14 protein-coding genes are annotated in these 12,747 nt (G+C 56.5%); 1 reads left to right on the top strand and 13 read right to left on the bottom strand.

Translation table 11 applies throughout. The features are described from left to right. Positions 1-9: 9 nt before the first annotated feature. A complete protein-coding gene (locus JFT58_RS24210) occupies positions 10-699 on the top strand; it encodes an isochorismatase family protein (RefSeq protein ID WP_010565168.1) in 690 nt (229 codons plus the stop codon). 427 nt (positions 700-1,126) lie between these two features. Here the strand turns inward: JFT58_RS24210 and JFT58_RS24205 are convergent, their stop codons facing one another. From JFT58_RS24205 to JFT58_RS24145, 13 genes are all read right to left on the bottom strand, one after another. Beyond that, the gene (locus JFT58_RS24205) at positions 1,127-2,041 is read right to left on the bottom strand and encodes a polysaccharide deacetylase family protein (RefSeq protein ID WP_230633867.1); all 915 of its coding nucleotides are present in this window, start codon (positions 2,039-2,041) and stop codon (positions 1,127-1,129) included. 39 nt (positions 2,042-2,080) lie between these two features. Then, positions 2,081-3,007: an ABC transporter permease gene (locus JFT58_RS24200; RefSeq protein WP_010565170.1), complete on the bottom strand. Its 927-nt coding sequence runs from the start codon at positions 3,005-3,007 to the stop codon at positions 2,081-2,083. After that, positions 2,997-4,106: an ABC transporter permease gene (locus JFT58_RS24195; protein ID WP_010565171.1), complete on the bottom strand. Its 1,110-nt coding sequence runs from the start codon at positions 4,104-4,106 to the stop codon at positions 2,997-2,999. The genes JFT58_RS24200 and JFT58_RS24195 overlap by 11 nt, the downstream gene beginning before the upstream one ends. Next, positions 4,103-4,432, bottom strand: coding sequence for an ABC transporter-like protein (locus tag JFT58_RS24190; RefSeq protein WP_010565172.1), 330 nt, complete (start codon positions 4,430-4,432; stop codon positions 4,103-4,105). The genes JFT58_RS24195 and JFT58_RS24190 overlap by 4 nt, the downstream gene beginning before the upstream one ends. Positions 4,433-4,444: 12 nt before the next feature. Further along, positions 4,445-5,620, bottom strand: coding sequence for an ABC transporter ATP-binding protein (locus tag JFT58_RS24185; protein ID WP_158000186.1), 1,176 nt, complete (start codon positions 5,618-5,620; stop codon positions 4,445-4,447). Positions 5,621-5,627: 7 nt separating this feature from the next. Beyond that, a complete protein-coding gene (locus tag JFT58_RS24180; RefSeq protein WP_161793219.1) occupies positions 5,628-6,626 on the bottom strand; it encodes a BMP family protein in 999 nt (332 codons plus the stop codon). Positions 6,627-7,121: 495 nt separating this feature from the next. Beyond that, positions 7,122-7,727 carry a cupin domain-containing protein gene (locus JFT58_RS24175; protein ID WP_010565175.1) on the bottom strand — a complete coding sequence of 202 codons (606 nt, stop codon included), beginning with the start codon at positions 7,725-7,727 and terminating at the stop codon, positions 7,122-7,124. An 82-nt stretch (positions 7,728-7,809) separates the two neighbouring features. Then, a complete protein-coding gene (locus tag JFT58_RS24170) occupies positions 7,810-8,520 on the bottom strand; it encodes a DUF1989 domain-containing protein (protein ID WP_010565176.1) in 711 nt (236 codons plus the stop codon). A 16-nt stretch (positions 8,521-8,536) separates the two neighbouring features. Beyond that, positions 8,537-9,769 carry a M20 family metallo-hydrolase gene (locus JFT58_RS24165; RefSeq protein WP_010565177.1) on the bottom strand — a complete coding sequence of 411 codons (1,233 nt, stop codon included), beginning with the start codon at positions 9,767-9,769 and terminating at the stop codon, positions 8,537-8,539. Beyond that, positions 9,766-10,590: an amino acid ABC transporter ATP-binding protein gene (locus JFT58_RS24160; protein WP_373419542.1), complete on the bottom strand. Its 825-nt coding sequence runs from the start codon at positions 10,588-10,590 to the stop codon at positions 9,766-9,768. The genes JFT58_RS24165 and JFT58_RS24160 overlap by 4 nt, the downstream gene beginning before the upstream one ends. Continuing rightward, on the bottom strand, positions 10,577-11,224 hold the full coding sequence (locus tag JFT58_RS24155) for an amino acid ABC transporter permease (RefSeq protein ID WP_010565179.1): 648 nt from the start codon (positions 11,222-11,224) through the stop codon (positions 10,577-10,579). Before JFT58_RS24155 ends, JFT58_RS24160 begins: the two co-directional genes overlap by 14 nt. After that, positions 11,224-11,883, bottom strand: coding sequence for an amino acid ABC transporter permease (locus JFT58_RS24150; RefSeq protein ID WP_010565180.1), 660 nt, complete (start codon positions 11,881-11,883; stop codon positions 11,224-11,226). Before JFT58_RS24150 ends, JFT58_RS24155 begins: the two co-directional genes overlap by 1 nt. A gap of 7 nt (positions 11,884-11,890) precedes the next feature. Further along, on the bottom strand, positions 11,891-12,739 hold the full coding sequence (locus JFT58_RS24145; protein WP_034128257.1) for a transporter substrate-binding domain-containing protein: 849 nt from the start codon (positions 12,737-12,739) through the stop codon (positions 11,891-11,893). Between the last annotated feature and the right edge of the window lie 8 nt (positions 12,740-12,747).

Here is a 12,747-nt window from a genome sequence, read left to right as displayed (position 1 = left end):
AGACTCACTATGTCGCAAGAACTGATGATCATGCTTGAACGCGCGTTCGAAGAATCTACCAAGCTCTACAAGGAGCGAGGTTTTCAGCGCCGCATCGGTTTTGGTAAGCACCCGGCGCTGATCAATGTCGATTTGGCCAATGCCTGGACTCGCCCGGGCAACCCGTTCACTTGCGATAAGATCGACGACGAAATTATTCCGGGCGTCCAGCGCCTGATGAAAAAATTTCGCGCCAAGGGCTTTCCGATCGTCCACGTGACAACGTGCTACCAGAATACCGATCGCAATGATCCGAACACCGATATGGGCCAATGGCACAACAAAATTCCAGTGGATGTGGTCAACCAGAGTGACGAAAACCTTTGGGCCATCGACTCGCGTATCGCCCCGATTGAGGGTGAGTTCGTGCTGATCAAGAAGCGCGCCAGTTCGTTCAGTGGAACGTCGCTGGCAGGCTACTTGCGTTCCGCTGGCGTCGACACAATTTTGGTCACCGGTGTCACAGCGTCTGCATGTGTTCGCACGACTTTATGTGACGGCCTGGCTGAAGGTTTTCGTACCATCGCAGTTAAAGAATGTATCGGTGACCGTGTCCCGGGCGCAGTAGCCTGGAACCTGTTCGACATCGACGCAAAATTTGCCGATGTAGAAACTGTCGACACATGCCTGGATTACTTGGCGACTGCGGGCCAGAAGTAATTACGAGAACGTGACTGGGTCCTGTTTGGTTAAACAAACAGCTGACGAAGAAGGGGCCGTGTGTCTATGCGTCACGGCCCTTTTGCCATTTGTTATTTCGGCCATGGTGCGTCTATCCCTTCACCTATGTGCCAGGGCATCCTAGCCGGACTGTAATTGGGGTGGTGCTGCGCAGTACCGACTCGTTAAATCGCTCGATGCAATAACCCCTTCCATGCAGAGCCCAGTAGGGCCAGTGCTGACGTGCGCTACTGCGAATTCAAACATCTGGCATTTGAGTCGATGCCATTTCTATGCAGATAAGTTAACGACCCGTCGCCGAAACTCACATGGGCGAATACGCAATAATTATCCAAATTAGTATTTAGAGGAACTGGTTCTAGTAGTGAGGCGGTCGCCCGTTGGCGACCGCCATTCAGCGTTTTGGCTAATATTTGTCGAACTTGACGGGACCATCGTACGGCGGCATACGCTCCACCCGCAGATTTGTCGAGCCTTGGTCATGTACTTGACTTACATGCGCGGCGATTTCTTCCAGCGTGGCGAACCACACTCCGCCTTTGGCCTGCATGTATTCAATGAAGCGCACCGTCTCATGCCAGCGGGCGAGGCGGCCGCTTACGAAAGGATGCCAGACTGCAACCAGAAGCCCGCCGTATTCCCACATGGCATCGAACTCAGCCTTGTAAACGGAGATAGCCTCCTGGGGTGAACGGATCGGCATGCTGTAGTCGATGTCACTCATGTGTACGTAAGGCGGCCAATCATCCATGGCCCAATGGGTCGGCAACTCGACCAGTTGCCCAGTTTTGCCTTGCAGGATGTATGGGGTATCGTCGCCCATCAACGACGCGTCGTACTTGAAGCCTTCGACAATCAACAGGTCTGTGGTCGCGGGGGAGAAGTTGTACAGCGGGGCGCGGAAACCTCGGGGTTTCTGGCCGGTGTGGCGTTCGATGATGTCGATGGATTTACGCAACCAGAACAGCTCTTCCTCTTCGCTGATTTCGTTGACGTGCTCATGGATGTAGCCATGGTGCCCGATCTCATGACCGTCCTTGACCATCGCCTCGACCGCAGCCGGATATTGCTCGATGCACCAGGCCGGGACGAAGAATGTCTGTTTCAGACCCAGGTCCCGGTAAGACTGCAGGATACGCGGTACGCCGACTTTCGGTCCGTATTGCAGCGTTGAAATGGTGCTGACCCGCTTGTGGCTGTCTGCGGGACGATGCAAGTGCAGGAAGCTGTCGGCGTCCATGTCGAAGGTGATCGCCACGGCGCAGCGCGCACCGTCCGGCCACGCAATAGGGCTCTTGATCATGCTTGCAGGTTTGCTCATGTCGGTACCTGTTGAAAAGCTGAAAGTCGAGGCTAGGTGTTATTTGCCACCGCGCTTGAAGAATTCACCTACAGAGGCCGGAGGCCTGATTTTTCCAGCGAAGATCACCAGTGCGGCAATGGATGCGACGTAAGGCAGCACCACGAACAGCTGATAGGGCACATCCGGATGACCAAATTGCAAACGCAGTTGCAGTGCATCGGCCAGGCCGAACAACAGACAGGCAGCTAGTGCGCCCACTGGATTCCATTTACCTAGAATCAATGCGGCCAAGGCAATGAAGCCTTTGCCCGCGCTCATGTGCTCGGTGAACATGAACACTTGTGACAGCACCAGATAGCAGCCGCCCAGTCCGGCGATCACGCAAGAGCCGACAATGCTTAAGAAACGAATCCGGAACACGTTCAGCCCGGCACTATCGGCAGCTCTTGGATACTCACCGGTGGCGCGCAGGTTCAGGCCCCATGAAGTGCGGAACAGAAGCCACCAGGCAAATGGCACCATGGCGTATAGCAGATAGACCAGAAGATTCTGCTTGAACAGAATATCGCCGACCACCGGGATCGACGCCAGCCCCGGAACAGGCAATGTCGTGAAGCCCGGCAACAATGCCGAAGCACCTTGTTCGCTGAACGCCATGCGTGCAAAGAATGAGGTAATGCCAATGACTAGCATATTAATGGCGATACCCGCGACCATTTGATTGATTGCCAGGCGCACGGTCATGGTTGCCAGAAGCAGTCCGATCAAACCCGCCGCAAGTACTCCACCCAGCAAACCTCCCCACACGCTGTGCATGAAAAAAGCAGCGACAGCCGCACCAAACGCGCCGCCCAAGATGCTGCCTTCCAGTGCCAGATTGAACACCCCGGCACGTTCACACCAGATGCCACCCAATGCCGCGAAAATCAACGGGACGGCGAGGCGCAGCCCGGTGGCAAGAATATCCAGATAACTAGCGTCCATCGGTCAAACCCTCCGCTGTGTTTTTCTGGCTCGGGATGCTGGCCGCTTTCGCCAACGGGTTGTTACGCTTTTGCAGGTTCAGTTTCCAGATCAACCCGGCGGCGACAAAGATCACGATCAGCCCGCGCAATGCTTCAATCGCTGTCACATCCAGGCCGATGGCGCGTTGCATGTACTGCGCACCAGTGCTCAGGCCTGCAAGGAAAAACGCCGAAAATGTCGCCAGCAAAGGATTCAGGCTGGTCATGAAGGCAACCACGATGCCGTCGTAGCCATAGCCGGGGCTGAACAGGTGATACAACCGGTATTTGACCCCGAGTACTTCTATCGCTCCCGCCAAGCCAGCGATGGCTCCATCTGCGATCATGCTGCCGATCAGGTTGCGGTTCACGGACATGCCAGCGTAGCGCGCGGCTTGCGGGCTTTTGCCTACCGCCGTCATGGAAAAGCCGATCGTGGTGTATTTGAAGACGACAAAGGTCAGCAGGCTTAACAGCGCTGCGAACAGCACGCCAATGTGGGTGTCGGTGTCCGACAGCAAAAGGGGCAGCCATAAGTCTTCGCTGATTTCTGCTGAGTAAGGGTAGGGCGCGCCTTCCTGCATCATTGGACCGCCTGCGAAATAGCTGACGATATTGATCGCAACGTAGTTCATCAGCAGCGTCACGATGACTTCATTGATGCCGCGTTTTGCCCTTAGATACCCCGGAATCGCACCCCACAGGCCACCGCCCAGCATGCCTGCCAGCAGGCACAGCAGGCACAGCAGCACATGCAGCATCGCAGGCATCTGTGGCAGATACAGCGCGACGGCTGCCGCTGCCAGGCCACCGATATAGATCTGCCCCTCGGCACCGACAATGAGCAGCCCGCAACGCATGGGAATGATCACCGCAAGCCCGGCGAGCAGCATCGGGCACATTTTGACCAGGGTATTGGCCAGGCCGTGATAGTCGAAAAAGGCTCCCTTAAACAACGCTTGATAAGCCGCCATGGGATTTTTGCCGGCCGCTAGGATGAGCAGCGAACCCAGGGCGAAGGCTGCAAGCACCGCCCAGACCATTCGCAGGCGATGCAGCCAGCGCCAGACTTCATTCATGACAAAACCTCTTGTGAAGCCGTGCTGGTCATCAGTGAACCAATCAGGTCCGCCGTGGCGTCGGCGCGATTCAGTACACCAGTCAGATGACCAGCGCACATCACGCCAATACGATCAGAAATCGCCATGACTTCTTCCAGCTCCGTCGATATGTAAAGCACCGCTTTGCCCGCTTGCCGTTGCTCGCGCACGACCCCTTGCACTGCTTCGATAGCTCCAACATCCAAGCCTTTGCATGGCTGCATGACGATCAGCAGGTCAGGGTCGCATTCGACTTCCCGGGCAAAAATCAGTTTTTGCTGGTTGCCTCCGGAGAGGAATCGCACTTGCTGGTCAACCTAATGCATGCGCACGTCGTATCGGGAGCACCAGTCTTGGGTAATCTCCCGCGCACGTTTTGATTTGAGCAGGGCGAAACGCGAAAACGGTGAGCGTCGGTGATCGCGCAGCATGGCGTTTTCCCACAGCGTGAAATCCAGGACCAGCCCGGTACTGTGGCGATCTTCGGGAACATAGCCGACCCTGAACCGTTTCCGGCGGCTGGCGACATCGTGGCCAAGCATCGACTGGCCGCGCATGCAGACTTCCCCGGACTGCGCATGGCGCATTCCGGCGATCGTATCCGCGAGCTCCGCCTGGCCGTTGCCGTCAACGCCGACGATACCCAGCACTTCCCCCGCTCGGATCTCGAAGCTGACAGCATTCAACGCCTGAATGCCGCGATCATTATTGGCTGACAAAGCCCGGACCTTGAGCACAACCGGACCCTGTACAACCTTGGGAAGCTCGACGGGCTGGGCCAGTTCGCGGCCGACCATCAGCCGGGAAATTTCCTGTGGCGTGCTCTCACTAACCTGCGCGTGTCCGACGACATTGCCCCGGCGCAGTACCGTCACCCGATCATAAACCCGAAACACCTCATCGAGCTTGTGCGTGATGAACAGCATGGTTTTGCCCATTGAGCGCAAGTTCTCCAGAATTTGCAGAAATGCGTCGATCTCGGTAGGGGCCAGAACGCTGGTGGGTTCATCCAGAATGAGCACTTCCACGTCCCGATACAGCGCCTTGAGGATTTCCACCCGCTGATGCATGCCTATCGGCAGTTGCCAGATCAGGCGGTCAGGAGCTACATCCAGGCCGACCTGAGCGCTGAGTTCGATCAGCTTGCGACGGTGATCAGCGAGTTTCAGGCGCAGGCGGCCCGGCAAGCCAAGGATGACATTCTCCAAAACGCTCAGATTATCCACGAGCATGAAATGCTGGTGGATCATGCCAATACCTTCAGACAGGGCCTGACGGGGCGAGTCGATTGACAGCTCCCGACCATCAAGGCGAATCACGCCCGTGTCCGGTTGGTAAAAGCCGTAGAGGATGTTCATCAGTGTGGTTTTACCCGCACCATTTTCACCTAACAGCGCATGGATACTGCCTTTGCTTACTCCCAGAGTGACGTCCTCCAGGGCCGTGAAGTCCCCGAATCGCTTGCCGATTCCCTCCAGTTGTAAATAGCTCATCAGGTTTTTACCGCCACCGCTGCGACTGCTGGCTGGCATTGCGCTGCTTGATGGTCTCGATCAATGCCGCGGCATCGGTCTTGGTCTGCTCAGATACTGCTTTGCCATAGCTACCGAGGCGGAAGGCCTTGGGCGTTTCAAAGCCGTAAACATAAGACTTACCGCCTAGTGACGAACTTTGCGCCTGAGTGAGCACCGTCAGCAGCGCCCCGCGCATATCCAGCACGGCTGATTGCAGCAGGTTATCCGGCCAGTCACTCAAAGCGTCGTAGTAAATGCCGAACCTCTGTTTGTTTTCCTGACGGACTGCTTGCAGGCTGCCAAGTACAGCGTTATCCATGGTCGGGAACACCACATCGGCTTTCTGCCCAATCAGATTCAAGGCCGCTTCTTTGCCTTTGGCCAGGTCATCCCAGTCGTTGGTCCATGCACTCAGGACCTGGCCCTGTGGTCGGGCGGCCTTGAAGCCTTCGACGAAACCGTCGTTGAGGTCGGAGTACGCTTTGATTTTTTGCGCACCGACAAAACCACCCACTCCGCTCAGTGACGTTTTGCCGCCGATATAGCCAATGACATAACCCATGTCCTTCATATCGAACGCCAGCGTCGAGACATTGCCGCCGCTTTTGGTGCCGTTTACAACCAGGAACTGGGTCTTGCTGTTGCGTTTGGCAACCCGGTCCACTGAATCCTGAAACTCGCCCCCATAACCAATCACCACGTCATAGCCGCGTCGGGCATAGTCTGCCAAGGCTTGAGTCTGGTCTGGTTGCGGGACCTTTTCGCTGTAGGCCACTTCGATCTTCAGTGCGTCGCGTGCCTGAATTACACCCTCATAACCGGACTGGTTGAAGGAACGGTCAGTGATGTTGCCGGCTAGCACAATGGCAACTTTCAACGGATCCGCAGCAACTGTCCCCGCGTAGACACACGAGAAGCAGATGGTAGTTATCGCTGCAATGCGAGCGAGCAAGGTGAAGGGAGTCGTGACTCTGGATTGGGTCATACGTTCCCCTGATTATAGTGGCTTACATTAAATTCAAGTTACTTTAATAACGTGAAAGCAATGTTCATGCCTAATTCGCAGACGCGATCTATTGCCATGTAGCACCACAAATCAAAGGTCTTTCGCCAACCTAAGTTGCGCTGGTTTGATGCGTTGGGACGGAGGTTGCACTAATAGAGGACGGGGCAGGATAAATATTCAAGGTGCTTGATTAATATTGCCAGTTATGACGTTGAAGGCACGTCGAGGGCGTTGTGGTCGGATGATTTCCATCTATGCTGACATCGCCTAGAGCACCGCAAATGCAACACCTGTATGAGCTAACGGCGTTGCGAGGCGGCGTGCTGACAATACTTTGCCAACAAGGCTGCGCTCCTGGTTTTCACAGCAGAAGATGCATTTCAGATCAGAGCGGTGCATGTTGTTGGATGTTGGGCGCCGCTGTCAGCGGCGGTGTCGACGAGGCGGACGTTGCCGTGTACCGACAGCAGTTTATTAGAACGTTGCGGGCGTGTTGATCCAAAGTATACGGACGACACTCTTGGTCGAATTGCGATAGCCATGGGGTACGTTGCTGGGGAAGTGAAAGGAATCGCCAGCATTCAGCGTGTAGGTGATCTCGCCGAGAGTCAGGTCGAGGCTGCCCTCGATCACATAACCCATCTCTTCACCCGCATGCTCGATCATGTCGCTGACCATGCCAGGAGAAACGATATGGATATCGCCTTGCAGCAGCCCGCCTTTTTGCAGATGAGTGATGCGTTCCAGATCGATATAGCCTTTCGCGGTGCCTTGTGCGAAACGACTCACTTGTCGACCGCCGGCGCGCAGCACGGGCTCTTCAGACTCCCAGTCTTCAGACGTCAGCTCCGACACGTTGCTGCCGAGCGCGAGTGCCAGGCGGTGCAGCATGGCCAGTGAAGGCGATGCTGCGTCGTTTTCCAGCTTGGAGATCAGGCTTTCGGAGCACTTGGCAGCCTGGGCAACTTGCTTGAGAGTCAGGCCTGCCACCTTGCGCGCATGGCGAAGACGAACGCTCAAGCTCGGCAGGCCATCGGAATGCTGGGATTTGGCTACTGGCGTTTTGCTGGGTGTGGACATGCATCCCTCGAAAAGTTTGTACGAAGTGAGCGACAGGCATCCTAGGGTTACGGAGGCCTGTCGTCTACTGGGATATTGACGATTAGCCGTGAACCGAGAAGGTAACTTCCACCGGGTTAAGGTCATTGATAGGCACGATGTCCTGAGGGCAGGCGGACATCACCACGATAACGTCCATGTCTGCACGGATTTCAACGTAGTCCCCTGCTTTGGATACCGGCGGCAACCATTCAACAGTGTAATCAGGCTTGACCGGAATATTCATCCACAGATTGAAAGGCTGCGGAACTTCATGGGAGCGCAGACCGATAGCCTGCAAGGCCAGACGCATGTTATCCGCGCAGCTGTCGTGATAACCCTCTACTCCCAGGTTGGTGTAGCGGTGCAGATCACACGCAGCCATCAAGGTGTCGTGAATGCCCGGTGAGGTGTCGGTCAGCAGGGTGCCGATCGTGCGGCGACGGTTACTGAACAGCGTGTCGCCAGCTTTGGGAATGATGCTGTTGCAATGCGCGCGAGCATGTTCCATCGACAGGAATTCGCTCATGTCTTCGCTGTTGAACAACCAGGTGTCACATACCTGGGTGCCGTGAGTGTTGACGATTTTGATGACCTGGCCAGCTTTCAGGCGGACGGCGCGGCCACAACGGGCAGGCACTGTGTAGCTTTCGCCCAGGACTGGAGTGCCATCGGCCGAGATCGGTTCTTTCAACGTGGCGTTGATGCCCAGCGAGGAGCCGTTGTCGGGCTGGCAGCAGGCTGGATAGTCATGGCTATGTGTGATGTTGGTCATATGAGTTCCTATGGGTTCAGGGTTGTTCTGCAAGTGCAACCAAGCTCCAGGCCAATGCCTGGGCGCCTGCTTTCAATTGCGCGGGATCTGTGAATTCCTTCGGGTTGTGGCTTATGCCGTCCCGGCTGGGTACAAAAAGCATTGCTGTAGGACAGTGCCCGGCCAAATACATGGCGTCGTGGAAAGCGCCAGAACGTATCGATTGCCAGGCCAGTCCTGTGGCGTCGCAGGCGTTCTCCAACACATTGATGACCTGATGATCGAACGCGGTCGGGCTGTGGCTGAACAGGCTGGTCAGTTCGGCGTCGGCAGGCAGGCAGGCACTCAGGGCGTTATCGAAGGAGTCGAGAACCGCTGGATCGGCGTGGCGGAAGTCGATGCTGAAGGTTGCTTCGCCGGCAATCGTATTGATTGCATTGGGCGAGACGCTCCAGCGGCCGAATGTCAGGCGCTTGTCGTCACCGGCGAGTTGTTCGGCCAGTGCGTCAATGCGGCCCAGGGATTCCATGGCGAGCAACAACGCATCGCGCCGCATGTGAGTCGGCGTGGTTCCTGCATGTGCCGAAGCACCTTTGCAGCGCACTTGATACCAGCGCACGCCCTGAATACCGGAAACCACTCCTAGCGGGACATTGGCTTGCTCCAATACCGGGCCTTGCTCAATGTGCAACTCGACAAAGGCGTGTGTGGCGATTTTTTCGCGCAGTGGCAGGTCGGCAAAGCGCAGGGCGTGAGCGTCCAGTGCCTCTCCGACCGAGATACCCGCAACGTCAAGGTTGTTTCGATAGGTCTGCAGCCGTGCCGGGTCCACGTAGGCGCTGGAGCCCATCGCTCCCGGACTGAAGCGGCTGCCTTCTTCGTTGGTCCAGACCACCACTTCGATTGGGCGGCGGGTGCTGACGTTGAGTTCTGCCAACGCATACAGGCATTCAAGCCCGGCCATTACCCCGTAACAGCCGTCAAGCTTGCCGCCTGTGGGTTGGGTGTCGACGTGGCTGCCGGTCATCACTGGCGGTAAGTCCTCACGGCCTTCGCGGCGGATGAACAGGTTGGCACCGGCGTCGGTCCACACTTTGCAGTCAAGTTTTCGGGCTTCGTCAATCAGCCAGGCGCGGGCCTGGAGGTCTTCTTCGGACAACGCCTGCCGGTTCATTCCGCCATCGATGCCGGGCCCGAAGGTTGCCAGGGTCTCCAACAAACGCTGCAATCGTTCCGATGAAACGGCTTGCATCACTTGATCGGCAATCATGGGGTCACCTGCACGCGTGGAGTGAGGCTGCGGTCAAACCAGGGGCTGAGAAACTGCTGTAAGCGTTCCGTCTTTGGTGCCTGGAACAGTGCCTGCGGAGTACCGGTTTCAATTATTTTTCCTGCTTCCATAAACACCACCTGACTGGAAATCTGTGCGGCGAAACTCATTTCATGGGTCACCATCACCATGGTCATGCCATCGTTCGCAAGGCTGCGAATGACTTGCAGCACTTCCTCGACGAGTTCCGGGTCCAGCGCCGAGGTCGGTTCGTCGAGTAGCATCAGCCGCGGTTTTACTGCCAGGGCCCGGGCAATGCCGACGCGTTGCTGTTGTCCGCCGGAGAGGCGAGCCGGGTACGCATCCGCCTTGGCGCTCAAGCCGACCCGTGCCAATGCCTGATCAGCCAGGCTGCGGGCCTGCTCCTTGGCGATTTTCTTGCCGAGTACCAGGGGCGCCATGACGTTCTCGCGCACGGTCATGTGGGGCCACAAATTGAATTGCTGGAACACCATGGACAGTGGGTTGCGCACCTCATCGATCTTGGCTTTGCTGTCGCGGTCGGTTTCACGCCTGCCCGAGCCGCTGTAGCCCAGCAGTTGACCATCGATCCAGATCTCACCTTCGTCATAGCGTTCAAGGAAGTTCATGCAGCGCAGGGCGGTGGTTTTTCCGGAGCCTGAAGGTCCGATCAGCGATACGATTTCTCCGGCCTGCACGCGCAGGTCAAACCCACTGAGCACGCGGTTCGAGCCATAGGATTTACCAACACCACGCAAGTTAAGAAGCGGTAGGGTAGTCATCTGTTCAGCCTCGTAGATGGCGTGTCATGCGCCGCCCCAGTGCGCTGGCGACAGCGGCGACCGTTGAGGTCAGCAGCCAGTAGCTCAACACCAGCAGGGCGTACGGCAATACGTAGGAAAAGGTGGTGGATACGATGCGTCCGGCTGTCATGGTCAGTTCTGGCACAGTAATAATCGAAGTGACGGCGCTTTCCTTGATGGTCAGGATCACCTGATTGCCCAGTAGCGGGAGGGCGAATGCCAGCGCTTGCGGCGCTTGTATGTGCCAGAACACACGGCTGCGTGAAATACCATGCACCCGCGCCGCTTCCACTTGACCGTTGGGCACGCTTGCCCAGGCAGAACGGAACAGTTCGGCAAAGTAAGCAGCACTGTATATGGCCAGCGACAGGATGCTTGCCTCAACGGCTTCCAGCCGCAGACCGATGACGGGCAGCCCGAAATAAATAATCGCGAGTTGGGCGAGAAAAGGTGTCCCGCGGATCAGCCACACGTAAACGCGATAGATCGCTAGAAATCCTGGGACCGCCATGCGCAAGGCGTTGAGCCCAAATCCCAGCAGTAAGCCCATCGCAGCGGCAGTAAGGCTAATACCTAGCGTGACCAGCAGTGCATTGGCAAAATCTGGCAGATAACTCAATAATTCTTGCATCACTTGAGCTCCTTCCAGCGACGTTCCAGCAGGCTGCCGAGCACGCTCAACAGGCTTGTCAGCGCGAGATAAAACAAGCCCGCCACCAGATACACCTCAAGCGGGCGGTAAGTCTGTGAAACCAGTTGCTGGCTGACGCGCATCAAATCAGTGATGGAGATGACCGAAACCACCGCTGAAACCTTGATCACATCGATCAACTCGGAGATCAGCGCGGGTGAGGTGAGGCGCAACACCTGTGGCAGTTGGATATGAAACAGCGTTTTGTATTTGCCGATGGCAAACACGGCCGCCGCTTCCATCTGTCCCTTGGGGATTGCGGCGAAACCGCTGCTCAATATCTGCGACTGATAAGCCGCCGTATTCAGTGCAAGTGCCGTAGCAGCAGCCACCATTGGTGGCACATCCAGACCCAGGGCCGATGGGAGATAAAACAGAAGCAGCAGCTGCGCCAGCATTGGCGTACCGCGAAAGAAACTGACATACACCCTGGTGAATGCTCTGCCGGCACGGCTGCGACCATTGGCAATTAGATGAATTACTACGCCGAGAATGAAACCCAGCAGCATGCCGATGGCGCACAACCACAATGTGGTTATTGCACCGTCGATCAAGGCAGGCCAATAGAGCGCGAGACGGCTGCTGAAATCATTCATCATCAGCGGCTCAGATGCTCGGTACTGGCATGGCATCGGCAGGCAAGTCCATGGTGAAACCGAACCACTTATCCTGCAGCGTCTTTAAGGTGCCATCTTTCGCTGCGCGGGCAATGCCCTCGCTAAATAGCTTCACCAGGCTTGCGCTGTCAGCATCCTTGCGACCGACCCAGCCGAAATACGTCACTGGACCCGCCATCTCCGGCAGCGTTGTGAAAAGCCCCGGACGGGCTTTCATCAACGGGCCTAAGTTGGAAAGCGACTGTGCCACGCCATCGAGACGACCATTGGCCAAATCCGCATAAGCCTCATCGAAGCTCACATACTCTTTGATCTGCTTGAGGCCCGGTTGGCCCTGAGCTTTGAGCTTGGTATCCAGTGCTTGTAGCACTGCCAACTGCCCGGAACCTACTTGAGAGCCAATCACCCGGCCGTTCAAGTCAGTCAACGCCTTGATATTGGTGTCGTCGGCGCGCTTGAGCAGTGCAACGGTGGACTCGGCAATAGGGGCGGTAAAAGCGAATTGCTCGAAACGCGCCTTATTGACTGTCACCGATGTCACAACGAAGTCGAATTTGCGGGTATCCAGGCCAGGCAAAATCCCTTGAAACGGTAGATCGAGCTGGCGCACCTTGACGCCGGGCAAGTCAGCATCCAGTACGTAATGCATCAGGTCTGCGCCATAGCCGACAATCTTGCCATTCTCGACCGATTCGAACGGCGCAAAACGCGCCTCGGTGGCAACGACTATCTCGTTTTTCTGCTTGATGCGCTGCAGCAAATCGTCTGCGTGCGCTAGAGAAATACTGCACAGCGTGACGAGCGACAGCGACAGCGCCTTTAGAGTGAAACGCGTCATTGGTATTC

The organism is Pseudomonas sp. MF6767 (genome assembly GCF_016405475.1).
In the GTDB taxonomy this organism is placed as follows: Bacteria; Pseudomonadota; Gammaproteobacteria; order Pseudomonadales; family Pseudomonadaceae; genus Aquipseudomonas; species Aquipseudomonas paracarnis.
This window is presented reverse-complemented; position numbering and strand designations above follow the sequence as displayed.